We start from the raw sequence: 26209 nt of genomic DNA, 5'->3' as shown, positions 1-26209 counted from the left end.
ACATGAAGTTGCGCGCAGGTGTGCATCCGCTGGGCGCGCTCCGCCTGGACATTGTTGGCGCAGGCTCAGGATAAGGTCCAGGCCTGACTGACTTTCGCCTCATAGTGCGGCAGGTATTCCCGCAGCAGGTGATTGAATGCCTCCCGTGCACTGGCGCGGTGTTCGGCGGTAGGCGCTTCAAGGGCGGCGTTGGCCCGCCGGGTCAGGTCTTCAGCCGCCCGTTCGAGTGCCGGGCTGATGCGTTTGATCGCGTCGAGATCGGCCGCCAGCGTTGTACCGTGTGACGGCCGGCCGAGGGCGTTGAGCAACGCGTGAAAGTCATCGGCGTGGCGCTGTACATAATTGTCCCAACCTGGCTTCTCATCAGGGTTTCCCAGATAGCGGCGAGCGATGGGTAAAACATGATCCAACGAGTCGGTGCCCAGTTGTTCGGTACGCAAGGTTTGCCGTGTGCGCAGAGACTGCACATCAATGCCGCTGAACTGCTCAACGGGCTTGGGCAGTCCCAGGTTGCGCTGTTTGTTCATCGTATGGCGCGTGAGTAATACCACGGGTTCGCCGTGCTTGATTTTTACCAGCACATGGGTAGACGAAGGTCTGGCAGGATCGAGCAGTGATTCACTGATCGAACGGACCAGCTTTTCCCAGTCGAACGCCTGGTCTCCGATGGATGACAATGCGTGCCGCAGCGTTTTTTGTACCACCGCCACGGACTTGAGCGCTGCGATGTCGATCGTCAGGTAATCGCCACTCAGATGCGGGTCATCACTCTTGCGATGGCTGAATTCGATGGACACCCCTTTACCGCCTGCCTCGGCCCGTGACGAAGCCGTGACCCCTGCTGAGCCTGACAGTGTTTGCGTCTGGGCTGTCAGCGTGTAGGTCCTTAACGCTTCGGGGCGAAGCAGCACAGGGTTGCGCTGGATCAGCGCGCGTATTTCGCGGTCCAGGTGCGTGTCCAGGCGTGAGTCGGTCTTGAGCAGTACATACCGTTCCAGCAGTGACCTGGCCTGTCGGTTGCTTGTGTGCAGGGCGGCGTTCAACTCGGACGCCGGCACAGGCTTGCTGACGCTCCGGGTGAATTGCCGGCTGCTGGAAATGACATGGTTTTTCATGTCATTCAACAGGGCCGTGGGGCTGTCATCGGGACGCTTGAGAGAGACCAGTTGCTGCTTCGCCAGCACCGTGGACATTTCGTGCAAGCCGAGAATATCCAGTGCTTTATGTTGCCGGGTGCGCTGCAAAGTAAGTTCGATCGTGGTGTGCACATTCAGGAAATTGAAGAAGTCGACCGCCACCTTGCCTCGCATAGTCAGTGCGATGCCCCTTTCGGTCATGACTGGTTGGGAGGGGGGATGCAGGCAGGGCAGTTCAACGTCGACCAGGCCTGCGCGGGCAAGCGTGTCCCTGACATAGGGTTGGCTCTGTGCTGAGTAAGCGCAGTGCCTTTGCAGGTTGCAGCTGTCACTCACCAGGTTGCGCAAGTTATTGGCGGTGCGCCCGATGCTCTCGCTCAGCGACGTGCGTACAGAATGGCTGCGGGCATCGGCGTAGTGCTCCAGGCTCGAGTATTCGCGAGACGATACATAGCCAAGGCCAAGTTGGGCGCGAGACCGGGACTCGCTCGGTTGTGACAGCGTTGATTTCAATTTGCCCTGCAGGGCAATGATGCGCGTGCTCTTGATCCGCTGATCTGCCGTGGTTGCCAAGCGAGAGTCGGCAGCCAGATGCGGCCCGGCACTGATCTGTCGCGTCGATTCCAGGGCAATGTCGTAGCCGATATGACGATGGTTGATCCGTTCGCCGCCGTCGCGGATATAGCTCAGCGACTGCAGCAGATTGTGCGTGAGGCGCTGGTGGTTGCCCTCGCTGACGGCTGCGCGAAACTGCCATTTGAGCGCACGACACAGTGTGTAATCGGCCTCCATCTCCGGGTTTTGACGAGATCGATGACGGCTGAGCACGTGTTCGGCTTTTTTGAAAAACGCGTACAAGTCAGGTAACGCCTCAACCGACACTTCCAGGCTTGGTGGGCCGTTGGACAGTCTGTAGTGGAGCGCCTCTATTGCCAACTGGTCGCGAGGGTAGCCTGCAAGAGCGGTCAGCTTTTCCAGAATCTTGTCGGCGATCCAGTGCACATCCCTTTGTAGAGGCAGCATCCCGGGACGCAGAGCCACAGGATCGAGGTGCAGCTGCCTGCGCAGAGCATCGACGCTTTCTTGTGTGGACAACCGCGTATTGAGGGCTGAAAGCATGAGGCGCTCCGGGGGCAGTCGGCTGACTACTCTGGTGCCCGGTTACGCGGATCGATGTAGGGCAAGTATGCAGATGCCTGGATAAATATCCGAACCACACGCCCGTCGAACCGGGATTGTCGCTGGAACGGTAATAAAGAATCACAGGAATACCTGCTTATCGTCCTCCGTGCCGCCGCCTAGAATTGCGCCACCTCTCCCCGCAACACCACCTCAGGAATTCGTTCGCCGTGCCGCGTCGCATCAACAGAGAGCTGAAGGCTCTCAGTGTTTGGGCTTTATCGTTAGCAATCAGCGGCTGCATCGGAACCGGAGGAATCGCCCCCCAAGGCCAGGCCCTCAATGCCACTACCCTGGCCACCGACGAAGCGATCCGCAGCGCCGCCCAGGACGCCCACTGGCCCACCGCACAATGGTGGCAGGCCTACGGCGATCCCCAGCTCAACCGCTGGGTCGACCTCGCCACCCAAAGCAGCCCGAGCATGGCCATGGCCGCCGCACGGGTGCGGGAAGCGCGCGCCATGGCCGGGGTTGCCGAGTCGGCCGAGTCGCTGCAGATCAACGGTGATACCACCCTCAAACGCCACAATTGGCCCAAGGATCAGTTCTACGGCCCGGGTGAATTGAGCGGTGCCAACACCTGGGACAACAATGCGTCCCTGGGTTTGAGCTACGCCTTCGACCTGTGGGGCCGCGAAAGCAACGCCACCGAGCGTGCCGTCGACCTGGCCCACATGAGCGCGGCCGAAGCCCGCCAGGCCCAGCTTGAGCTGCAGAACAACGTGGTGCGCGCCTATATCCAGCTGTCGCTGCATTACGCCAACCGCGATATTGTCGCGGCGACCCTGGCCCAGCAACAGCAGATCCTTGACCTGGCCAACAAACGCCTGGACGCCGGCATCGGCACCCATTTCGACGTGAGCCAGGCCGAAACACCGCTGCCGGAAACCCATCGCCAATTGGATGCCCTGGACGAAGAAATCGCCCTGAGCCGCAACCAGTTGGCGGCGTTGGCCGGCAAGGGGCCGGGGGAGGGCGCGACGTTGCAACGTCCGACGCTGTCCCTTGCCGCCCCACTGAAACTGCCCTCGAGCCTGCCCGCGCAATTGCTCGGCCAGCGCCCGGATGTGGTCGCCAGCCGTTGGCAGGTCGCGGCGCAGGCCCGTGGCATCGATGTCGCCCACGCCGGTTTCTACCCTAACGTCGACCTGGTCGGCAGCCTCGGCTACATGGCCACCGGCGGCGGCATGCTGGCGTTTCTCGCCGGCAAGAAATTCAACTACACCGTCGGCCCGGCGATCAGCTTGCCGATCTTCGACGGCGGTCGCCTGCGTGCCGAGCTGGGTGAGGCCAGCGCCGGCTATGACATCGCAGTGGCGCACTACAACCAGACCCTGGTCAATGCGCTCAAGGGTATCAGCGACCAGTTGATCCGCCGCGAGTCCATGGACAAGCAAGCTTCGTTTGCCGCGCAGTCGGTGGCCTCGGCGCAGAAGACCTACGACATCGCGATGATCGCCTACCAGCGCGGCCTCACCGATTACCTCAATGTGCTCAACGCCCAGACCCTGCTGTTTCGCCAACAACAGATCGAGCAACAGGTACAGGCCGCGCGGCTTGGCGCCCATGCCGAACTGGTGACCGCACTGGGTGGCGGCCTCGACGCCGGCAAAGACGTACCGCAAGACGCCAAGACCCTCCCGAGCAAGACCCCGGCGGCGCTTGCCGTGTTTGACCACTGAGTAGGATTTAATGACTCCCTTGCCTGCACCGCTGCGCTGGCTGCATTCCCTTGAGTGGCGCCGTGGTTTTTTTGACTGGGCACGCAGCGACGGCGTGACCTGGGTGTACATCTTCAAGGTGCTGATCGCCGCGTTCCTCACGCTGTGGCTGGCGATGCGCCTGGAACTGCCGCAACCGCGCACCGCGATGATCACCGTATTTATCGTGATGCAACCCCAGAGCGGCCAGGTGTTCGCCAAGAGCTTCTATCGTTTCCTCGGCACCCTGGCGGGGTCGGCGGTGATGGTGTTGTTGATCGCGTTGTTTGCGCAGAACACCGAGTTGTTCCTGGGGGCGCTGGCAATCTGGGTCGGCATTTGCACCGCTGGCGCGACACGCAACCGTAACTTTCGCGCCTACGGCTTCGTGCTCGCGGGGTATACGGCAGCGATGGTCGGCCTGCCGGCCCTGGCCCATCCGGATGGCGCCTTTATGGCGGCGGTATGGCGGGTGCTGGAAATCTCCCTGGGGATCCTGTGTTCCACGTTGGTCAGCGCGGCGATCCTGCCGCAGACGTCCAGTGCCGCGATGCGCAACGCGCTCTATCAGCGTTTTGGTGTGTTCGCGTTGTTTGTCACCGACGGCCTGCGCGGGCGCAGCCAGCGTGAAGGGTTCGAGGCCAGCAACGTGCGCTTTATCGCCGAGGCCGTGGGCCTGGAAGGGCTGCGCAGCCTCACGGTGTTCGAAGACCCGCACATGCGCCGGCGCAACGGCCGGCTCAGTCGCCTCAACAGCGAGTTCATGAGCATCACCACGCGCTTCAATGCCTTGCACCAGTTGCTCGAACGCCTGCGCACGGACTCCGCGGATCATGTGGTGGCGGCGATTAAACCGGGCCTGCAGGACCTGGCCGAAGTGCTCGACGGCTTCTCCGGTCCCGCCCTCACCAGCCCCGATGCCGCACGCCTGGTCAACCAACTCAGCGCCTACAAGGACAGCCTGCCCGCCAAAGTGCGCAGCCTGCGTGCGACCTTCCAGGAGGGCAACCCGAGTGAAGCCGAGCAGCTGGATTTTCACACCGCTTATGAGCTGCTCTACCGCTTCGTCAATGACCTGCACAACTACGCGCAAACCCATGCCTCCCTGGCCGATCACAGCCATGCACGGGAGCAATGGGACGAAACCTTCAGCCCGAAAACCAACTGGCTGGCCTGCGCCGCCTCGGGGATTCGCGCGTCGTTCATCCTGATTGTGCTGGGCAGCTATTGGGTGGCCACGGCCTGGCCCAGCGGCGCCACCATGACCTTGATCGCCGCCGCAACCGTCGGCTTGTCCGCCGCCACACCCAACCCCAAGCGCATGGCGTTCCAGATGGCCTGCGGCACCTTGATCGGCGCGTTGGTGGGCTTTGTCGACATGTTCTTCGTGTTCCCGTGGATCGACGGCTTCCCGCTGCTGTGCGTGATGCTTGCGCCGGTGATCATCCTCGGTGCGTTCCTCGCCTCACGCCCGCAATACGCCGGGGTTGGCGTGGGCTTGCTGATTTTCTTCAGCACCGGCTCGGTGCCGGACAACCTCACCGTCTACAACCCCTACACCTTTATCAACGACTACATCGCCATGATCATTGGCATGCTGGTGTGCGCGGCGGCGGGGGCGATCATCCTGCCGCCCAACAGCCGCTGGCTGTGGCGCCGCCTGGAGCAGGACCTGCGCGAGCAGGTGGTGTATGCCATCAGCGGCAAGCTCAAGGGGTTGGCGTCGAGTTTCGAAAGCCGCACCCGTGACCTGCTGCACCAGGCCTACGGCCTCGCTGTGGGCCAGCCGCAAGTGCAACGCGACTTGCTGCGCTGGATGTTCGTGGTGCTGGAAGTCGGTCACGCGATCATCGAGTTGCGCAAGGAACAGGCGATCCTGCCGGTGCATCCGGCCTATGCCGAATCCCAGCCCTGGCGCCAGGCGATTCGGGTGATGGGCCGCTCGTTGGTGCGACTGTTCCTGCAACCCAGCGCCAGCAACCTGGAGCGTGGCCTGATCGCCGTCGACCACGCGATCAGCCGCGTGCAGGCCACCGACGAACCCTTCGCCCCACACTTCGACACCTCGGCCCTGCGCCGGGTGAAAAGCTACCTGCACTTTATCCGCACCTCGTTGCTGGACCCGCAATCACCGCTGGCGGCCCTCAAAGGAACCCCGAATGCCTCGTGAAATCGCATTCCACGGCATCTATATGCCGACCATGACCCTCATGTTCCTGATCGCGGCCGCGCTGGCCTGGGCCCTGGACCGCTTTCTGGCCGGGTTCGACCTGTACCGTTTTTTCTGGCACCCGGCGTTGCTGCGCCTGAGCCTGTTCGTTTGCCTGTTCGGCGCCCTGGCGCTGACCGTCTACCGTTGAGAATGCCCCGATGAAAAAGTTTTTCAGCCTGCTCGCGACCTTGCTGGTACTGGCTTTGGCGATCTGGATTGGCCGCACGTTGTGGGTGCACTACATGCAAACGCCGTGGACCCGCGACGGCCGGGTGCGCGCCGACATCATCAACGTGGCCGCCGACGTCACCGGCGAAGTGGTCGACGTGCCGGTGCGCGATAACCAGTTGGTGAAAAAGGGCGACCTGCTGATGCAGATCGACCCCGAGCACTACCGCATCGCCGTCAAGCAGGCGCAGTCCCTGGTCGCCTCGCGCAAAGCCACCTGGGAAATGCGCAAGGTCAACGCCCACCGCCGCGCCGACCTCGACGCCTTGGTGATCTCCAAGGAAAACCGCGACGACGCCAGCAACATCGCCGACTCGGCCCTGGCGGATTACCAGCACGCGCTGGCGCAACTCGAAGCGGCCGAACTCAACTTGAAACGCACCCAGGTCGTGGCGGCGGTGGACGGCTACGTCACTAACCTCAACGTGCATCGCGGCGACTACGCACGCATCGGCGAAGCCAAGATGGCCGTGGTCGATATGAACTCGTTCTGGGTCTATGGCTTCTTCGAAGAAACCAAGTTGCCCCATGTGAAGGTGGGTGACAAAGCCGACATGCAGCTGATGAGCGGCGAGACGTTGAAGGGGCACGTAGAAAGCATCTCGCGCGGCATCTACGACCGCGACAACCCGGAGAGTCGTGAGCTGATCGCCGATGTGAACCCGACCTTCAACTGGGTGCGCCTGGCCCAGCGGGTGCCGGTGCGGATTCACATTGATGAAGTGCCGGAGGGGGTGTTGTTGGCAGCGGGGATTACGTGCACGGTGATCGTTAACCAAACGCCGAACTGAAATGTGGGAGGGGGCTTGCTCCCGATTGCTGAGTATCAGTCACTTGATACGTTGACTGAATCACCGCAATCGGGAGCAAGCCCCCTCCCACATTTGACTGAGTCAGGCCTTGATAAATGTTTCATGCAGATGACGCCACAGCAGCGCACCACTGGCCTGTTTCTCAAACACCACGGTCGCCCGGCGATCCGTCCGGGTGCCGCTGGCATCGACCTGATGCTCGCGATAAGTCACCGTGGCCCCGCGTGCATGCCGGTCAATCCCGGTCATTTCACTCAAGGTGATTTTCAACCCGGGGCGCATACCACCCAGGCGAGTGAACAGCGCGTTGACCCCGGCTGCATTGACGCGTGTACCGGTGGCGGGGGCGATCATGCTGAAGTCGGGGGAGAAGCGCGCAAGCAGGCTTTGCAGGGTGCCTTCTGGCGCAACCCCGGCAAACCATTGTTCGATCTCGACGTGGGTCTGGATCACTTCTTCAAAAAAATCGCTGTAGTCGATCATTTACAAACTCCCATTCAAACCAAAGCGTTTTTTCAACACGGCTTCCAATAATCCCTTGGGCAACAACGCCGCCATCAACGGCAACGCCCGGCTGCCATTGCCCGAACGCAACAGGCGCGGCGGCTGTGGTTGTTGCACCGCCTTGAGCACATCCGCTGCAAACACGCTGGCCGGGGTGGGCTTGTCCTGAGAGGCCTGGCTGCGTGCGCGAATGCCCTCGCGCAATGGCCACCACGGCGATTTTTCGTTGATCAACAGCTCGGCCTGGGCGCCGGCGTTTTTTGCAAAGCTTGTATCGATGGCGCCGGGCTGCACTTCCATCACTCGGATACCAAAGGGTGCCAGCTCCATGCGCAATGCATCACTCAACGCATGCACCGCCGCCTTGGAGGCGCAGTAGGCGCCGGCAAACGGGGTGACCAATACGCCGGAAACGCTGCCGATATTCACCACCAGGCCTTTGCTGCGGCGCAGGGCCGGGAACAGCGCCTGGGTCACGCCGACGATGGAAAATACATTGGTCTCGAACTGGCGCTGCATCGCTTCGGTGCCGCCATCGAGCAGCGGGCCCATGGCGCCGTAGCCGGCGTTGTTGATCAGTACATCCAGCTCGCCCAGCTGTTCGGCCAGGCGCTGTAACGCCGCACTGTCATTGACGTCGAGTTCGACGGCATTGAAACCCGCAGCGGCGAGGGCGGTGACGTCTTCCGGGCGGCGGGCGCTGGCCCACACGTTGAAACCGGCGGATTTGAAGGCATCGGCCAGGGCGCGGCCAATACCGCTGGAGCAACCGGTGATGAGTACGTTGGGCATGGATCAGTCCTTTGTCAGTCCGAGAAACTGCCTTGCAGGTGCTCGGCACGAAATTCCAGGGTTTGCGGGCGGTAGCCGGGGCGCAGGGGCGGTGTGGGCAAACAATCGTCCCAGGTGGCGCCGGCCTGCAACTCGCCGGGACCGCGATAGCGTGGAGCGGCGTAGACGTTGTCGGCCAGGTTGACCGTGTCGCCCGGCGCATAGGCGGCGACGCGCCAGCGCAGTTCAGTCAGCGGCACGTCGTTGCCGTTGTTCAGGGTCAGCTTGAGCGGGCGGTCAGCCGGGCATTCCTGCGGGGCGTAGCTGATGCGCAGTTCAAGGCGCGCCAGTTGCGAGGCTTCGCGGCTGTCCAGCCAGACCACCCAGACGGCCACGCAACCCAGGCCTGCCAAGGCAGCCAGGGAAACCGGAAGGGCCTTGGCCGGGTAGCGCAGCAGGAGGATCAGCCAGGTGATGATCAGGAGAACGCCGAAGAACATGGAGACCACCTCGAATAGGGAACGAGCATCCTAACTTAAGCGTAGGTGGGATTGGCTACCTTGAGTGCTGTGGTGGGTGTGCCGGCCTCATCGGGGGCAAGCCCCCTCCCACATTTGAATGTATTCGCAGATCAAAGGTGGGAGGGGGCTTGCCCCCGATGAGGCCGGCACAGCCAGCGCAAAACCCAAACAAAAAGCCCCCACCCAACCCACTGCGGATAGGGGACGCAATGGGCTGGGCGAGGGCTTCTTTTTACGACTGTTTTACTGCGCGATAGTTTTCACCGACACGCCACGTTCAACCGGGGTCGAGCGACCATAGATATCTTCAAACCGCTCGATATCGTCTTCGCCCAGGTAGCTGCCCGATTGCACTTCGATGATCTCCAACGGGATCTTGCCCGGGTTGCGCAGGCGGTGCACCGAAGCGATCGGGATGTAGGTGGACTGGTTCTCGCAGAGCAGGAACACGTTCTCGTCACAGGTGACTTCGGCGGTGCCGCTGACCACGATCCAGTGTTCGGCGCGGTGGTGGTGCATCTGCAGCGACAGGCACGCGCCCGGCTTGACCGAGATGTGCTTGACCTGGAAGCGGCCGCCCATGTCCACCGAGTCGTAGGAGCCCCACGGACGATAGACTTCGCAGTGGTTCTGGGTTTCGCTGCGGCCCTGTTCGTTGAGGGTGTTGACCATCTGCTTGACGCCCTGGACCTTGTCCTTGTGGGCAATCATCATCGCGTCCTTGGTTTCCACCACGACGATGTTTTCCAGGCCGATCACTGACACCAGTTTGCCGTTGCCGTGGATCATGCAGTTCTTGCTGTCCTGGATCACCACGTCGCCCTTGGTGACGTTGCCGTTGGCGTCTTTATCGTTGACCGCCCACAGCGAAGCCCAGCAACCCACGTCGCTCCAACCGGCGCTCAACGGTACTACGCAGGCGCGCTGGGTTTTTTCCATCACGGCGTAGTCGATGGAGTTGTCCGGGCAGCAGGCGAAGGTGGCTTCGTCGAAGGTCACGGTGTCGGCGTCTTGCTGGCTGCGTTCCAGGGTCAGCACGCAGGTGTCGTAGATGTCCGGGTCGTGCTTTTTCAGCTCTTCCAGGAAGCGGCTGGCGCGGAACAGGAACATGCCGCTGTTCCAGAAGTAACCGCCGCTTTTGACGAACTCGACGGCGCGTTTTTCATCGGGTTTTTCCACGAACTGCTGCACGCGGCTCACGCCTTCGGGCAGCAGCGAATCGTTGGTGGACTTGATGTAGCCGTAGCCGGTTTCCGGACGGGTCGCCGGCACGCCGAACAGCACCATCTCGCCACGCTCGGCGGCCACGGTGGCCAGGGCCAGGGCACGTTGCAGGGCTTTTTGGTCGTCGATCACGTGGTCGGCCGGCAGCACCAACATCAGTTCATCACGGCCTTCGTTGACCAGCATCATCGCGGTGAGGGCCACGGCCGGCGCGGTGTTGCGGCCGAAGGGCTCCATCAGGATGCGCTGGCACTCCAGCTTACGGTTGGCCAGTTGCTCGTTGACGATAAAGCGGTGGTCCTTGTTGCAGACCACGATTGGGGAGTCCATGCCTTCGAACACCAGGCGTTCCAGGGTTTGCTGGAACAGCGTGTGCTCGCCGGTCAGGGCCAGGAATTGTTTTGGGAACTGTTTACGGGAAAGCGGCCAAAGACGTGAGCCGCTACCACCGGAAAGGATTACTGGGATCATGTGTTTCTCCTTGAATCAATTTGGGTCAGAGCCTGTGGGAGGGGGCTTGCTCCCGATGGCGGTGATTCAGTCAGTACATCTGTTACTGAACCACCGTATTCGCGAGCAAGTCCGCTCCCACAAGGGGGAGCGTCAATTTCAAAAGCTAATCAGCGGGTCGACACCGGGCGCTTGACCCAAACTGGCGACAAACTCGAACCCGAGCCGGTGACATACAGCACCGCCGCTTCACCACGTTCCAACGCAACCGGCTTCACATCGCCGACTTTCTTGTCACCGTCATACAACGCCAGGCTCACCTTCACCGGGTTGATTTCACGTTCGCCACGGCCTTTGGCGGCCACCGACTTGACCACGTCGGTCTTGCCGTCGGCGGTCTTCAGGGTCAGGGCCTTGTCGCTCAGGTTCTGCACGCGCACCAGGGATTTCTGCTTGTTCTTGAACGGCGGTTCTTCGATCAGCTGCGGCTGGCCGCTGCTGTTGTTGACCAGGGTGTAGTAGTGATCGGCGGCGAGTTTGACCGGCACGGTCTGGCTGCCGATCTTGGCGCTGTAGTCGCCGCCGGGCATGAAGCTGAAGTCGCTGCTGGCCAGTGGGGCCACTTCGTTGAGGTTGGTGCTGCCAACTGTCGCGCTGACTTCCTGATTGGAGGCGTTATAGACGCGTACGAAGCTTGAGCCTTTCGGCGCGACAGGGCCGTACAGGGCGGCGTCACCACCGGCGAAGGCAGACATCGATACAACGCTCATGCCGGCAACCAGTGCCAGGGTCTTGGCGAGACGACGCGGAGTAGTAGTGAAAGTCATGTGAGTTACCTCTCTTTCAGTTTTGCGCCCGGTCGGGCGTCTCGGATTTTGGGTTTTTAGCTGGGGTGTTGATTGCCATGTTTTGTTGGCGCGAACCGGCTTGTTTAAGTTGCGCAACCCACGATGGGTCGGCATCACCGATTTCGTTGTTCACGGGCAGATAACGTTCAGGAAACTCCCAGATCAGCACCTGTGGCGGGCTGTTCTTGAAGTCGTCACTTTTCAGGTAGCTGAGCATCGGCAGGATCGGGCCGTGGCCGTCTTCGGCGTAGCTGACCACGTCGCTGCCAAGGGCTTGCTTGAGGGCGCCGACGAAGTTCCAGTTGGGGTTGGCGCTGTAGCTGGTGCCCACCAGTGCCACCGGGGTTTCGCTGTCGCTGAACAGCGCGTCGTCGCCTTTGGTTTCGGCCAGGTGCGTGACGCGTTTTTGCAGCGGCTCCTTCGGCGGCATCAGGTTTTCGAACAGCGGGTCCAGGGGCAGGAACAGACGCAGGTCGCCTTTATGCGGCTCGGTCTTCTCGGCCTCGGTGACAAAACGCTGCGGCTCGCCGTGGAGCGGGGTCTTATCGGCGATGGTTTGAGCCAACTGCTTAGCGGCGATTTCGGCGCCATCCGGGGTCCAGTGGGTGTCGGTGCGCAGGAACACTTGCTTGCCGCTTAGCTTGGCCTGTTGCAGCGGGCCGAGCAGGTCCGGGGCGATGATCTTATCGGCGGCGACACGGGCGTGGAAGTCCTGGTACAGGTTGGCGTGGATGCTCGCCGGTTTCACTTCACCCAAGTGTTCCGGGTACAGGCGCACCTTGGCCGGCACGATCGCCATCACCAACTGGATGCCCTGGGCCTTGAGCTTCTGGCGTACGCCTTCGACCAGCGCGTAGTTGCCTTCAAGGTTCTGGTCTTCGTTGACGGCGGGGTTGAACTCCTCGTCGCTGTACAGCCAGTGATCGCGGCCCAGCACCACGCCAGGGCGACCTTCATTGAACAGCTTGTAGTCCAGCGCGGCCCAGAGGTTGGTGCCCAATCGCTTGATCGGGAACTCCTCGTCGTAATGGGTCTCGACGGCCTTGGTCCAGCGACCGTTGAGCACGGTCGCGTCGGCGTTGGTGCTGAAGCCCAGGAAGCTGCGCAGCGACCAGGCACCCAGGGCCAGCAGCACCACCAGGAACAGGCCGATATAGAGGACGCGTAATGAACGGGTCATGGTCGGCTCCCTCAGAATTGGAAGTAAAGGAACGGCGAGAAACTCTGCGCCGACAGTTTGAGAATCGACGCCACGAACAGCAGCAGCACCGCAGCGCGCATGGCGTAGCGTGGCCAGTCAGCGGTCCAGTAGGCCGGTTGCACGGCAGCGTCACGACCTACGGTGAAACCTGGCTCGTGGATGCTGCCTGGGTTGTCGCCCGGCACGGCCTTGATCAGGCTCGGGTCGGCCGGCTTGGTTTTCTCGGCAGGGCGGTTGGTGTAGAAGTCGCGCAGGCCGAAGAACGCCAATGTTGCGTACGCCACCACCAGGGTTGCCACTTGCAGGCCGGTGAGGTTGGCGCGGTTGAGTTCCGACAGCGACCACTCGCCAAAGCTGAACATCGCACCGTACATACGGCCGGCGACGTGCAGGTTTTCCGAGCGGAAGATCACCCAGCCCATCACCACCAGCAGGAAAGTGAAAGCCCAGCGGAGGACGTTGAAACTGCGTGGTGCGGTGTTGAGGCCGATGGCTTTTTCAATCGCCAGCCACATGCCGTGCCAGGCACCCCACACGATGTAGGTGATGTTCGCACCGTGCCACAGGCCACCGAGCAGCATGGTCAGGAACAGGTTGCGGTAGGTGGTCAGCGTGCCTTTACGGTTGCCGCCCAGGGTGATGTACAGGTAGTCACGCAGCCAGGTGGACAAGCTGATGTGCCAGCGGCGCCAGAACTCGGTGATCGACTGGCTGATGTACGGCTGCTTGAAGTTTTCCATAAAGCGGAAACCCATCATCAAGCCCAGGCCGATCGCCATGTCGCTGTAGCCGGAGAAGTCGAAGTACAACTGCGCGGTGTAGGCCAGCGCCCCCAGCCAGGCATCGCCGGTGGTGGGGTTTTGCAGGGCGAAGCAGTGGTCGGCCACCACCGCCAGGGTGTCGGCGATGAAGACCTTCTTGATGAAACCTTGCATGAACCGCGTGCAGCCCTCGGAGAACTTGTCGAGGGTGTGGGTGCGGTTATTGAACTGGTCGGCCAGGTCGCGGAAACGCAACACCGGGCCGGCAATCAAGTGCGGGAAGATCGCCACGAACGCCGCGAAGTCGATGAGATTGCGGGTGGCCGGGGTATCGCCACGGTACACGTCGATGATGTAGCTGATGGACTCGAAGATGTAGAACGAGATCCCGATCGGCAGCAGCACGTGGGTGAGGATAAACGGCTCCAGGCCCGCCGACTTCATCATCACGTTGATGCTGTCGACACCGAAGTTGGCGTACTTGAAGTAGCCGAGGATGCACAGGTCGACCACCACGCCGAGCAGCAGCCAGCGCTGGGCCGGCTTAGTGCGCACGCCGGCGGCACCGACCTTGAGGCCGATCCAGTAGTTCCACAGCGTGACGGCCGCAAACAGCGCCAGGAAGTCCACTCGCCACCAGGCGTAGAACACGTAGCTGGCCAACAGCAGCAGCAGGTTGCGATAGCGTTGCCCGCTCAAGTAGTACAAGCCGAGAAAGATCGGCAAGAACAGAAACAGGAACACATTGGACGAGAAAACCATCCCGATCTCTCCATGTTTAACCAACAGTCAAGGGCCAGAGCCCCCCCAAACCCCCCACGAAAAAACGGGGAGGGCGGTACAACATTCCTACTGACGAAACCGGCTCAAAAATGTGGGAGGGGGCTTGCTCCCGATGGCGGTGTAACAGTCGCCATCTGTGTTGAATGACCCCCTGCTATCGGGGGCAAGCCCCCTCCCACATTTTTTACCGAGTTCGCTCAGGAACCTTTGTTGCCTTTTTCATGCGCCGGGTCGTAGACCTTGGTCAGGTCACCCCCGAGGCGGAAGGTCTTGAACGGTTGCATCCCGTGCTTGCGCTCGATCAGATCCGGCGCGCAGGTGTAGAGGGTGCAGAACGGTTCGAGCCAGGCATACTTCATGTCCTCCTTGAGGTCCTTCATATCCTGCTCTTTGCCGTTCTTCTGTTCGAAGATCTCCGGGTCCTTGACCCCGGCCAGCACTTTGTCGCCCAGGCGCTTGAGCGCGCTGTTGTTTTCCTGGCGCAGGTCAACACCGTTGACCAGGGCAAAACTGGCGATCATCGACAGCGGCGGCAGGGCGTAGTTGTGGTACGACAGGGCACGTTGCTGACGTTTCAACTCGTTCGGCAAGAAGCCTTGGTCGTCGACCTGGTTCACGCCGACCTTGTATTCCTTCACGGCCCAATCAAACAGGTCGCGACGGTTGGTGGCGATGGAGGTTGCCATCACCGACCAGGCGGCCCAGTAGGAGTGGTTGTTGGTTTTTTCCAGCGGCAGGTTGTCCCAGTCGCTCACCACCTGATCGGCCAGTTTGTTGAACCAGGCTTCGATCAGTTGCGATTCCTGCTGGTGATTGGCCAACGGGTGCGAGTCGGAGAACTTCAGGCGTACATAGGCCGAAGCCATGCTGCCCAGGGCCCATTTGCGCATGGACTTGCCGGTGTGGTTGAAGTCCTTGGACATCAACGCATCGGCCTTGGCCCAACTGGTCAGCCAGTTGAGCGTGCATTCCAATTGTTCCGGACGACCGTCGCGCATGAACTGCATCACGCGCTTGCTGGTGTCTTTTTCCAGCTTGGTGATGTCGGCGGTGCTGTCGCGAAAGGCTTTTTCCGACTGAACATTCAGCGTGGAACGGGCCTTGTCGGAGCCTTCGTACTTGCTGCGAAATTGCAGCGAGCCGGTGTACGGCGCCGGCATGGCATCGCAGTCATTCTTGAAGTCGCCGGTCTTGAACGCTTCAATCGGTGCGAAGTAGCCCTGGGGCGGACGCAGTGGCGCGGCGGCGTTGGCTGCACCGGCGAAGATCGCCAGGCCCAGCAACGATGGAATCAATAACTTCTGCATAAGTAACCTCATTGCCCGAGTGAGGCAGTCTTCTGACCGCCGCTTGGGAATACGTTGCGTGTGCAAATTTTCGCTTCGACCTTCTGCGCGGCAGCGCCCGCTTCGGGGCCCTGTACTTCGACCGCCAGCAAGTTCTGCGAGGCCCAGTCTTCATCGGTGCGCAGTTCAAAGGCGAAACGCCCGTCTGTATCGGATGTTTCGGGTTTCTCGATCTTGATGTCCTCGTGGCGCCCGTTCATGTACCAGAGGGTGGCTTGCAAGGTTTTCACCGACGGGTCGGCGAAGCGGATATCAACCTGGTGATTGGCGTTACGCAGGTCTTTGTTCGAACTGTTAACCATCAATTCGTTCTTGCCGGGTTTCAAGGTAGTGCTCGCGCTCATCTGCGCGGTCTTGCCTTCGCAGCCGTTGTCGAGCAGCGACATCATCTGGCGGTAGATGGTCTCCTGGTCCAGGCGATACAGCGGCGAGAACTCCCAGATAAGGATTTTCGGCGGGCTCTTCTGGAAATCGTCGCTGCCCAGGTACTGGATCATCGAACCTTCCAGGCCACCGCCGGGGAAGGCGACGTTGAGGATATCGGCGCCGATTTCTTCTTCCAGGAACCCGGCGAAGTTGTAGTTCTTGCCGCTGTGGCTGGTGCCCACCAGGGTGATCTGCGGGTTGCCCGAATCGCCGAACAGGTCGCCATCACCGGCTTCGCCTTTCGGCTCGGTGGTGAACTGGTCCATGTACTGGATCGCGTAGCTGGTGCCGCACAGTTGCCCGGCCATGTTGTGCAGGGTGCCGGTCTTGCCCATGCGCCCGGAGCGCTTGGTCTCGAATTCGCGCTTGGGAATCTCGGCATATTCAGGCATCTGCTTAACCTTGGCCGCGACGATTTTCGCCGTGCGCTGGGCGCCGTATGGGGTCCAGTGCTGGTCGCCGCGGAAGTAGAAGTCGTGGGCTGGCAGTTCGTCCGGCAGTTGCTCGTTGGTCAACGGCGACAGGTCCGGCACCACATAGCCCATCTTGGCGAAACGGCCGAGCATGGTCTTGTAGTTGCCCAGGGCCTTGTCGAAATCGAACGAGGCTTTTTCCGCAGGGTTGAGCTTGTTGCGGTTCACCAGGCCACGGGTCGGCTGGTAGACCACCACCAGTTCCACGCCCTTGGCCTTGAACGCATCGTGTAACTGCTGCATGCGCTTGTAGCCGGAAGGGCTGGTGTCGAATTCGGTGCGCAGGTCTTCCTGGGTACGGAACAGCCAGTCGCCCTGGGCTTGCACCAGGGTGGTGAAGTTCTGCTGGTAGCGCGTGGTGTAGTTCTTCGCGTCGTGGGCGGCCGGGCACAGGCTGCAGCACGGTTCGGCAGTGAAAGTCGGCGCCTTGATTTCGTCGGCGCGCACGCCCTGGCTGGCCGCGAGCAGGCCGAGGGTCAGACCCGAGAGGCTCAGCAGTTTGATCATGTGTGGGTGCATAAGGGTCATCCTCAGTCCTGCATTTCGGTCTGGCGTTCGACAGGGTCGATCAGCACGGCTTTCTGCTGGCGCACCAGCAGGTCGAGAATTTCTTCCTGACGATCGCCCAGCACGCCGGAGAAGCTGATGCCGCTGGATTTGGTCGGCGCCAGCATCGATACGCGGTACAGCTCGATACTCAATGGCGAGTCGATGGACAGCGGCCCGCTGCCGTTACCCGCCAACTCACCGCCGACGACGATCAGCGAGACCTTGGCGTCGAAGGGGTCGAGGGCGATGTCGCGGTCGGTGTCGGTCAAATCCTTGATGTGGCCGTACACGCCGGTCAGGCCGTTGGCCATGGCGGTGTTTTCGTACAGCTTGATGTTCACGCTGTTACGCACGCGGATGCCGTGGCGACGGTTGCTGATCACCTTGTTGCCCCACAACAGGTTGTCGCCGCTCTCATAGAGGGTGATGCCGTCGGTGTGGTTGCGGTAGATCTCGTTGTCGGCAATCAGGTTGTTGACGCTGTTACGGTCGATCACCAGGCCCGAGAGCTTGTTGTCGTAGCTGCGGTTGTTGAAGATGAAGCTGTCGTTCACTTCCCGGGAAATGATGATGCCGTGCTTCTTCTTGGTGCCGTAGACGGTGTTGTCCGCGATGATCAGGCCGTGGGAACGGTCATGGGGGTCAATGCCGTAGACGATATTGTCTTTGTAGGTATTGCCCTTGATCACGAAGCCCGTGGTCTCGTAGCAGTAGAAGCCGTACCACATGTCCGAGAACTCGGAATCGATGATCCAGCCGGTCGGCTCAGGGCGCTTGAGCACCTTGGCCATGTTCGGCGTGTACTGGGAAATACTCACCCCGTACGACTTACTGTTGGCATAGCCGAAGCTGGCCATCTTGGTCTTGGAGATGTAGGTCTCGGTGCCGCCCCAGGCCAGCAGGAACGGGCGGAATTCCTTGGGCGACTTGAACAGCGCCGGGCCATTGGCCTTTTCGTCCCAGCCGGTGACCTTGGTGTCACGCACAAACAGCTGGCCGTCGTTGATCAGGAACGAACCGGCCTGCTGGGACAGGCGCAGCTCCTGGGTGTGTTTATCGATGTCCAGGATGCCCTTGCGGCCGACCACGATCGGCAACTTGGCGAGGAACACGCCCGGCGAGGTTTCGCTGAAGTACTGCTTTGGCACTTTGCCCAGCAGGTCCTTGAGGTTCATGTAACCGTCGTCGACAAAGATCGCCTGGGGAATGCCGTGCTGGCGCACCACCCATTCGGCCATCTTGTTGTCGCCGCCGATAAAGTCCTTGAGGGCGTCTTCCTGCATCATGCGGCGGATGCTGATCTTGCCGGGCTTGGTGCGTACGATCTTCTTTTCCATCGCTGCGGCGGTATAGCCCGACAGGTCCGGCAGGGCAGGCTTGGCCATTTCCAGCGGCGCGGTCGGCGGGCTGGAAATGGTGTAGGTCTTGGCCTGTTGCAGTTCCTTGGCGATGGTCGGCGCCTTGGCCGCCGTATCGGCGAACGCTGTGGCACTGGCCAACAGCATTGCCGCGACGAGTAGGCTTTGAGCATTCATTGCACAGGCTCCCATCAGAATTTCCAGATCACGTCGACAAACGCGCGATGCATGTACGAGTCGACCTGGCTGCCGTAGGCGTCACCCGGTTTGAACACACCTGCACGGAAACGCACCAGAGCCGACGGCTCGTCGATCGACTGGCTGAGCGCGGCCGGCAGCAGGCCGGTCTTGAAGTACTTGGTGACGACCAGGTCCATTTCCTGGCCCAGGTCTTTCTTGCCGTCTTCAAGCGGCAGGGAGGTGCTGGACAGGATCGCGCCGGTCACGTCATCGGTGTTGTTCTGCACCGCGTCGATGCCATTGCTGCCCACCGGCTTGTTGCCGTCGACACGCCAGAACTTGTGGTACACGAGGCTGGCGTCATAGTCCTCACGCAGCTGCCAGGAACCGAACAGGCTCATGGACTGCATGTTGTTCATCTCGCCACGAAACGCTTCGCCGAAACGGTGCAGGCGGGACTGGGTGCCGGTGAAGTTCGAACGGTTGCTTTGCAGTCCGTTCTGCTCGTACTCGGCACTGGCGCGGGCATAGGCCGCACCCACTTGCCATTGCGGGTCCAGACGCAGGCGAATACCCAGATCGGTAGCCCAGCCACTGACGTCATCGCTGCGCTTGGCCTCTGTAGGACGGGTGCCGTCGGCGTTCAAGGCATTGACCGAGTCGCGGTCGCCTTTCATGCCGGTGATGCTGGCCCAGTAGTTGACGGTGTTGGTGTTGCGCCAGTTGTAGGCGTCGCTGTTGGCTTCGATGCCGAGCCAGGTCAGGTCGCCGTTCTCGCGCTTGTCCAGCGAGTCGGTGGCCACACCCGGTTCCGGGTAGTCGAGCTTGCCGTTGTCATGGGTGTGATGGCCACGCAGGCCGATCCACTGGCCTGGCGTCCACTGGTAGGACGCGTCGGCGTAGAGGTGCTGACGGTCCTTGTCCTTGGGCGACAGTTCCTTGAGGTCGGTGCGGTATTCGCTGAAACGTTCGGCGACGCCGACGTTGGCCTTGAGCAGGGTGGTGTCGAAGGTCCAGTTCAGCGCTTCGATGTTGGTGTCGCGCCATTGGCCGTCGTCGTTGCGCAGGCGTTGGCGACCGAGCTTGAGGATCTCGCCGGGGTAGGGCGTGAAGCCGCTGTAGCCGACCCAGAACTCGCGCATGGCCAGGTAGTTTTTCTTGGCCTTGCGGTCGTTGTTGGTGGTTTGCTGGTTTTCGTCATCCGCCGACTGTTGCAGGGTGTCGGTCTCGATGATGTCGCTCGACACGACCGCCTGGCCCATGGCGTAGGCACTCCACGCGCCGCTTTCGCCGTAGATCCACGGGCGCAGGTCGAGGCCGACACCGTTGACGTCGCCGCCTTTCTGGGTGCCGAGGTCGCGGTCATCTTCGGACTGCGCGGTGGCTTTGACTTCCAGGCCGAAGTTCTTGGCTTCGGTCAGCGCAGCCAGGGTCGGGCACGACCACAGCAGGGCGAAAGTCAGGCCGATGCCGGCCTGCACGAATGGATTGAGCTTCATAGGGATTCCTCGCCGTCTTCTTCTTCCAGGGCGTGCAGTTGCAGCGTGCTCTGGGCCAGGGTGCCGCGCGCGGCCAGTTCCTGTTGCACCAGGCGTTGGCCTTGGGCGCGTTGTTCCGGCGTGAGCGGGGCTTCGAGCTGCGTGGCCAGGTCATTGGCCTCTGGCGTGTCCTGGGCTTTAGCCAATTGGCTGAAGACATAGGCATTCAATGGGTCGGGCTTGGTGCCTTTGCCTTGGGAAAACAATTGAGCGATGGCGAAGTCGGCGCTGTTCTGGCCGTTGCGCGCAGCGGTCAGCAGGTGGTCCAGGGCTTTTTGTGAATAGACCTGGCCCAGGTAACCACGACGGTAGATCTGGCCGAGGTAGTAGTCGGCAGCCACTTCGCGGCCCACGGCTTGCTGGAAGTGCGCTTCAGCCGCCTTGGCGTCCGCCGGCACCCACTTGCCTTCGTAGTAGAGCTTGCCCAGCAACAGCTCGGCGCGCGGCTGGTCGGCGGCGCGGCCGTTGTCCAGGTACTTCATCATCTGGTCGACGTCGCCCAGTTCGGGGAAGTCGTAGAGCAGTTGCGCCAGGCTGACCCAGGAAGCCGGGTAGCCGGGGGCGATTTTTTCCAGCAGGGCCTGGGCGGTTTTCTCGTCGGTCTTGCCCAGCGTGGCGTCGCCCAGTACGCGGGCTACGCTGTCGACGCGTTGGGCGGTGACGGTGCCGCGGCTGTAGCCGGCTTCCATCTGCTTGAGCAGTTCGGCCTGTTTTTCCGGCTCGGCTTTTTTCTGGTAGACCGTGGCCAGCTCGACGTAGCAGATATCGGTGGTGTTCAACGCGGCCTTACAGATGCGCTCAACGTCATCCAGATGCTGGTCGTAGGTGTCCTGGGTGCGATACAGCAGCACCTGGGCCAGGCCGGCTTCCGGGTAACCGGCCGCCTGCCACTTGCTGATCTGCTGCTGGGCATTCACGTTGGGGAAGCTGTGCGGGTATTGCAGGTACAGCATCGCCAGCGGGATCAACGTGTTGCCTTGGCCATTGGCAAAGGCTTTTTTCAGCAGGCCTTCGGCTTCATGGTGTTCGGCTTCGGTGGAGCCTGGCTTGGCCACCAGCAGGCGACCGAGACGCGCCTGGGCACGCGGCGAGGTATCCGCCGCGGCACGGTAAGTGGCCTCGGCCTGTTTGATTTGCGCCGGATCGCGGGTGCCTACCTGGATATCGGCCAGGCCCACCTGGGCCTCGCTGTAACCCAGCTCTGCCAGTTGCTGGTAATTCTGCTGCGCGGTGACGGTGTCGCCACGCTTGAGCGCTTCATTGGCCAGGCGTTGGTCGGGCAGGCCGGCGCAACCGGCGAGGGCAATGGCCAGCGCCAGGGGCACGGGCAGGGTTCGAAGGGCGCTCATGATTAAAGACCCGCAGCCATGGCTTTATCGATCAGCCAGTTCAGGGATGGGCCACGGTCGCTGGTCACTTCCACCGGGCGGCCGGCATAGGCGCTGTCCAGCGGGGCGTCAGGCTTGATCTGTACGCGGATGTCGGAGGACAGGTCGGCGCTGTTCAGGCTGGTGCTGCTGACGATGGTGCCGGTGCGGGTCTGCTCTTCGTCGGCCACCTGGAAGCTCACCGGGGTGCCTGGGCGCACGTCACCGAACTGACGATAGGAGAAGCGTGCTTCCACATTGGCCTGGCTGCCGCGTGGCACCAGTTGGAAGATCACGTCGCCTTTGCTGGCGTACTGGCCGTCGGCGACCAGTTGCTGGGCGACCACGCAATCGCACGGCGAGGTGAGGGTGCCGGTCATTTGCTTGCCGAACAGTTCTTCGACCTTGGCCGGTTGCAGCTGGTCTTCGTCCAGGTGGCCCTTGAGCACATCCAGCATGCTGGTGCTGAAGGTCGCCAGTGGCGCACCTTTGGCCGCCACCGCGTCACCTTTGAGCAGGCTTTGCACGGTGCCGTCGCGCGGCATGGTCACGTTCATGCCAGGCACGCTTACCAGGCCCGCCTGGGCGTGGCTGACGAAGTACATGCCGTACACCGACTTGAAGACGAAACCGAAGGCTGCGAGACCCACCAGGAAGATCGCCAGGCTGAACGTCACGGCGCGCAGGCGGCCAAAGGCGCTCATGTTGCTGCCGCCGTCCTTGACCTTGCGCGCCTTGGTGAAGTTGTCGCGTTGCAGGGTCGCCAACACATCACCCATGGTCACGATGTCACCCGACAGGTGCGAGGTGATCAGGTGGCGCAGGGTGGAGATATCCTGGGCGTCGAGGTTCTGGAACTGGCAACCGGTACGGCCGCTCTGGCGGTCGTAGGAGCGGATCTGCAGCTCCACATCCATGGCCAGGCCGAGGTTATCGATGACGAATTGCAGGCGACCCTTGTGCACTTCACCCACGGTCAACGGCTGGGTGGCGGTGAACGCCAGGCCGCCGGCCGAGAGGTCGATCACCCGTGCTTCGGTCTGGGTGCGGTCAGTGTTGAAGAAGCGCAGCTTGGCCGGGATTTTGACCCGGGCATGTTGACGCTGGGCTTCGGATTCGTGGACAACGTTGGCGTTTACTTGGCTGTTCATGACGGTGTAATTCCTTGGTTAATTCAGGCTTGGCAGGGTCAGACCATCATCAGCAACACGGCAACGAAGATGCTGCCGGCGGAGAAGGTCATGGTCCGAGACGACCAGGTGTTGAACCAACGTTGAAAGCTGGCCAAATCGCGGGTCAGTTTGGTGTCCTGGCGTGTCCAGGACTGTTGATCAAGGCGGAAGAACACGTAGATCTTCACCAGCGCGCCCATGATCTGGTTGTAATAGAGAATCACCGGGTAAGCCGGGCCGATCTTGTGGCCGGAGCACGACAGCAGCAGGGTCAGGATCAGGCGGGTGATGCCGATCCACAGCAGGTACGCGAGGATGAACGCGCCGCCGTACTTGAAGGTGGCGATGATTGCCACGGTCAGGCCGAGCAGGGAGGTCCACATCGACACGCGCTGGTCGAACAACACGATGCTGGTGAACAGGCCGAGGCGGCGTACACCCAGGCCGAGGGCTCGAGAGTTCTGGCGCAGGTTGTTGCCGTACCAGCGGAACATCAGTTTGCGGCTGGCCTTGATAAAGCTCTTTTCCGGCGGGTGTTCCACGGTATGGATCGCGGCATCGGGCACATAGAAGGTGTCGTAGCCCAGGCGCATCAAGCTGAACCAGCTGGACTTGTCATCACCGGTGAGGAACTTGAAGCGGCCCAGGCGCCAGTGTTGCAGCGAGTCGCTTTCCACGTCGGCGATAAAGCCCGGGTCAGTCACGACGTTGGCACGGAACACCGACATGCGACCGGTCATGGTCAGTACGCGCTTGGACAGGGCCATGGAGCACATGTTGATGTGGCGTTGGGCAAAGCGCAGCTTGTGCCACTCGCTCATGATGTAGCCGCCGCGCACTTCGCAGAATTCGTTGGTGGTCAGGCCACCGACGTTGCCGAACAGCTGGAACCACGGCACGGTCTTGCGCACCACGCCTTCGGCGAGCACGGTGTCGCCATCGATCACGGCAACCACGGCGCGGTCGTCCGGCAGGTGGCGGGAGATGGCGCGGAAACCGAAGGCCAGGCCGTCGCGTTTGCCGGTACCGGCGATACGCACGAAGTCGAGCTTGACGTGGTCCGGCGGGTTCATGCGTTCCCACAGGCTCTTGACCAGCAGCTCATCGGACATTTCCACCAGCGAGCAGACCACGGTGGTCGGGAAGCCGCATTCGATGGCCTCGCGAATCACCGAGCTGTAGACCTGCGCGGTGGTCAGCGCATCGATACGGAAGCTGGTGACCATCAGGAACACGTGGGACGGGTCCGCAGCCTTGCCCAACTTGCGTACTTTACGGCGCAGGTGCGGGTAGACCACGTACAGGAACAGCATGCCGCGAAAGAAATGCGTAGCACCCATCGAGTAGCGCCAGATACCGACGGCGCCAATCAGGAAAATAAAATTCTTCGACTCGGAGTCGAACGTACTCGCCGGCAACAGCAGGGCGAGACCCATCAGCAGGCTCAGAAAGAACAGCCAGCCGGCGGAGTGGAGCAGTACGTGTTTTAACTTGGACATAAGCGTCATCCGAAGGTGAAGAAGGCTTCGAGCTGCAAGCGCTGGGGATTGATACGCCTGCAGCTCGAAACTTACCGTTGCTGTTACCAGCAAATGCCTTCGGTACGACCGGTCGTGCAGGTCGCCTTGGACATGAAGCCCACCAGGTCGATCACTTGCTTGCCGTGCGGTGCGTTCTGCGCCAGGGAACGGAACTTCTCGTCGCGGTTGCCGAGGATGATCACGTCGGAGTTGTTGATCACGTCATCGAAGTCCGAGTTGAGCAGGGACGACACGTGGGGGATCTTGCCTTCGATGTAGTCCTTGTTCGCGCCGTGGACACGGGCGTACTCGACGTTGCTGTCGTAGATGCTCAGGTCGTAACCCTTGCCGATCAGCATCTCGGCCAGTTCTACCAGCGGGCTTTCGCGCAGGTCGTCGGTACCGGCCTTGAAGCTCAGGCCCAACAGGGCGACTTTGCGTTTGTCGTGGCCGGCGACGATGTCGAAGGCGTTCTGCACCTGGGATTCGTTGCTGCGCATCAGCGAGTTGAGCAGCGGCGCTTCCACGTCCAGGGAGCTGGCGCGGTAGGTCAGGGCGCGAACGTCTTTAGGCAGGCAGGAGCCGCCGAACGCAAAGCCTGGGCGCATGTAGTACTGGGACAGGTTGAGGGTCTTGTCCTGGCAGACCACTTCCATCACTTCGCGACCGTCGACGCCGACTGCCTTGGCAATGTTGCCGATCTCGTTGGCGAAGGTGACCTTGGTGGCGTGCCACACGTTGCAGGTGTACTTGATCATCTCGGCCACAGCGATGTCCTTGCGGATGATCGGTGCGTCGAGTTCTTCGTACAGGGACTGCAGGACATCGCCGGAGGCTTTGTCGAATTCGCCGATGACGGTCATCGGTGGCAGGTCGTAATCGGCGATGGCGGTGGATTCGCGCAGGAATTCCGGGTTGACCGCAACGCCGAAGTCGACGCCGGCTTTCTTGCCGGAGCAGTCTTCGAGGATCGGGATCACCACGTTGGCGACGGTGCCCGGCAACACGGTGCTGCGTACCACGATGGTGTGGCGGGTGGTCTTGTCACGCAGGACAAAACCGATCTCGCGGCATACCGATTCGATGTAGTTGAGTTCCAGGTCGCCGTTTTTCTTACTCGGCGTGCCGACGCAAATCATCGACAGGTCAGTATCACGGATGGCTTCGGCGAAGTTGGTGGTGCCGCGCAGTCGACCGTTTGCGATGCCCTGGCTCAACAGTTCGCCCAGACCCGGCTCGACGATCGGCGATTTGCCGGCGTTGATCAGGTCGATCTTTTCCTTGGAGATGTCTACGCCAACCACTTCGTGGCCACGGGCAGACAGGCAACCGGCACACACTGCGCCAACGTAACCCAAACCAAATATGCTGATGCGCATCGCAATTACCTCTGTATTTAAATCATGCCATTAGATGGCCGGAGTTCATGTTTGCAAACGTCACAAATGCCGCGAAAGTTGGGCGAATAGACGCCGACTTGCCGCGTACAGGCATGTTGAATAACGAGTGACTAACTATTGCACTCAAGTTGTGCGCAACTTGGCCTTGTTATTGGGGCCTGCCCTGAAATGCAGCCAGCCTTCCTGGGAGAAGGGTCTGGCGCCAGTGCCGCAGGGCCTTGATAGAGGCTGTAAGCCTTTAAATATCAACGCCTTGGGGTGTCTCACTGACCCATTAGGGTAAGCACAGCCTTGGCCTTATAGTTCGTGGCAATGGATCCTTATCGCCGCTCTCAACTAATCGGTTGGTAATGTGACCACTGAGTCAAAGTTGAATATGACAACTTCGCTACTTCCGTTGGTCCGCCTTGTAAGTCATCTCCTACAGAAACAGAGAATTTCGTTACCGGTGGTATGAGCGGTGCTTTAGGACGAAGTTCCTGGCCGCTCATCCTGTTTCCGGAAATTTCTTGAAATATAGGCAAAGATGGCACTGGTACTATATTGATAG

20 protein-coding genes are annotated in these 26209 nt (G+C 61.2%); 4 read left to right on the top strand and 16 right to left on the bottom strand.

From position 1 onward, the window contains the following. Positions 1-65: 65 nt before the first annotated feature. A complete protein-coding gene (locus HDC32_RS15480; RefSeq protein ID WP_184744611.1) occupies positions 66-2255 on the bottom strand; it encodes a hypothetical protein in 2190 nt (729 codons plus the stop codon). A gap of 230 nt (positions 2256-2485) precedes the next feature. Between HDC32_RS15480 and HDC32_RS15475 the strand changes: the two genes are divergently transcribed. Genes HDC32_RS15475 through HDC32_RS15460 form a run of 4 tightly spaced genes read left to right on the top strand, consistent with a single transcriptional unit; the run spans position 2486 to position 7246 of the window. Continuing rightward, positions 2486-3997 carry an efflux transporter outer membrane subunit gene (locus HDC32_RS15475; protein ID WP_184744609.1) on the top strand — a complete coding sequence of 504 codons (1512 nt, stop codon included), beginning with the start codon at positions 2486-2488 and terminating at the stop codon, positions 3995-3997. A gap of 10 nt (positions 3998-4007) precedes the next feature. Continuing rightward, on the top strand, positions 4008-6185 hold the full coding sequence (locus tag HDC32_RS15470) for an FUSC family protein (RefSeq protein WP_184744607.1): 2178 nt from the start codon (positions 4008-4010) through the stop codon (positions 6183-6185). Continuing rightward, on the top strand, positions 6175-6375 hold the full coding sequence (locus HDC32_RS15465) for a DUF1656 domain-containing protein (RefSeq protein ID WP_027604741.1): 201 nt from the start codon (positions 6175-6177) through the stop codon (positions 6373-6375). Before HDC32_RS15470 ends, HDC32_RS15465 begins: the two co-directional genes overlap by 11 nt. A gap of 10 nt (positions 6376-6385) precedes the next feature. After that, a complete protein-coding gene (locus HDC32_RS15460) occupies positions 6386-7246 on the top strand; it encodes an HlyD family secretion protein (protein ID WP_167654752.1) in 861 nt (286 codons plus the stop codon). 102 nt (positions 7247-7348) lie between these two features. On the opposite strand, the gene HDC32_RS15455 is transcribed toward HDC32_RS15460, so the two are convergent. The 15 genes from HDC32_RS15455 to HDC32_RS15385 all read right to left on the bottom strand — a co-directional run bounded on the left by HDC32_RS15455 (position 7349) and on the right by HDC32_RS15385 (position 25638). After that, a complete protein-coding gene (locus HDC32_RS15455) occupies positions 7349-7750 on the bottom strand; it encodes a nuclear transport factor 2 family protein (RefSeq protein ID WP_145335283.1) in 402 nt (133 codons plus the stop codon). Further along, complete coding sequence (locus HDC32_RS15450; protein WP_167654753.1) at positions 7751-8563, bottom strand: SDR family oxidoreductase; 813 nt, start codon at positions 8561-8563, stop codon at positions 7751-7753. Positions 8564-8577: 14 nt separating this feature from the next. Next, the gene (locus HDC32_RS15445) at positions 8578-9042 is read right to left on the bottom strand and encodes a multidrug transporter (protein ID WP_131698358.1); all 465 of its coding nucleotides are present in this window, start codon (positions 9040-9042) and stop codon (positions 8578-8580) included. 264 nt (positions 9043-9306) lie between these two features. Beyond that, positions 9307-10758 (bottom strand): mannose-1-phosphate guanylyltransferase/mannose-6-phosphate isomerase, encoded by a 1452-nt coding sequence (locus HDC32_RS15440; RefSeq protein ID WP_027604735.1) that lies wholly within the window; start codon positions 10756-10758, stop codon positions 9307-9309. Positions 10759-10907: 149 nt separating this feature from the next. Next, complete coding sequence (locus HDC32_RS15435; protein ID WP_131698357.1) at positions 10908-11564, bottom strand: alginate O-acetyltransferase AlgF; 657 nt, start codon at positions 11562-11564, stop codon at positions 10908-10910. 16 nt (positions 11565-11580) lie between these two features. Further along, positions 11581-12765 (bottom strand): alginate O-acetyltransferase, encoded by a 1185-nt coding sequence (locus HDC32_RS15430; protein ID WP_145335279.1) that lies wholly within the window; start codon positions 12763-12765, stop codon positions 11581-11583. An 11-nt stretch (positions 12766-12776) separates the two neighbouring features. Further along, on the bottom strand, positions 12777-14309 hold the full coding sequence (locus HDC32_RS15425; RefSeq protein ID WP_053131362.1) for an MBOAT family protein: 1533 nt from the start codon (positions 14307-14309) through the stop codon (positions 12777-12779). Between the two features lie 218 nt (positions 14310-14527). Beyond that, on the bottom strand, positions 14528-15637 hold the full coding sequence (locus tag HDC32_RS15420) for a mannuronate-specific alginate lyase (RefSeq protein ID WP_184744605.1): 1110 nt from the start codon (positions 15635-15637) through the stop codon (positions 14528-14530). A gap of 8 nt (positions 15638-15645) precedes the next feature. Next, positions 15646-17094, bottom strand: coding sequence for an alginate O-acetyltransferase (locus HDC32_RS15415; protein ID WP_131698534.1), 1449 nt, complete (start codon positions 17092-17094; stop codon positions 15646-15648). Between the two features lie 11 nt (positions 17095-17105). Further along, entirely contained in the window at positions 17106-18674 is a 1569-nt protein-coding gene (algG, locus tag HDC32_RS15410; protein WP_184744603.1) for a mannuronan 5-epimerase AlgG, read from the bottom strand. Beyond that, positions 18674-20161: an alginate export family protein gene (locus tag HDC32_RS15405; protein WP_131698353.1), complete on the bottom strand. Its 1488-nt coding sequence runs from the start codon at positions 20159-20161 to the stop codon at positions 18674-18676. Before HDC32_RS15405 ends, algG begins: the two co-directional genes overlap by 1 nt. After that, positions 20158-21549 carry an alginate biosynthesis TPR repeat lipoprotein AlgK gene (gene algK, locus HDC32_RS15400; protein ID WP_184744601.1) on the bottom strand — a complete coding sequence of 464 codons (1392 nt, stop codon included), beginning with the start codon at positions 21547-21549 and terminating at the stop codon, positions 20158-20160. Before algK ends, HDC32_RS15405 begins: the two co-directional genes overlap by 4 nt. 2 nt (positions 21550-21551) lie before the next feature. Then, a complete protein-coding gene (locus tag HDC32_RS15395; protein ID WP_131698351.1) occupies positions 21552-22718 on the bottom strand; it encodes an alginate biosynthesis protein Alg44 in 1167 nt (388 codons plus the stop codon). A 38-nt stretch (positions 22719-22756) separates the two neighbouring features. Continuing rightward, positions 22757-24238 carry a mannuronan synthase gene (gene alg8, locus HDC32_RS15390; protein WP_053131348.1) on the bottom strand — a complete coding sequence of 494 codons (1482 nt, stop codon included), beginning with the start codon at positions 24236-24238 and terminating at the stop codon, positions 22757-22759. An 83-nt stretch (positions 24239-24321) separates the two neighbouring features. Then, positions 24322-25638: a nucleotide sugar dehydrogenase gene (locus tag HDC32_RS15385; protein WP_131698349.1), complete on the bottom strand. Its 1317-nt coding sequence runs from the start codon at positions 25636-25638 to the stop codon at positions 24322-24324. Positions 25639-26209 lie beyond the last annotated feature (571 nt).

It is taken from the genome of Pseudomonas sp. JAI120, from assembly GCF_014207255.1.
Taxonomy (GTDB): domain Bacteria; phylum Pseudomonadota; class Gammaproteobacteria; order Pseudomonadales; family Pseudomonadaceae; genus Aquipseudomonas.
This window is presented reverse-complemented; position numbering and strand designations above follow the sequence as displayed.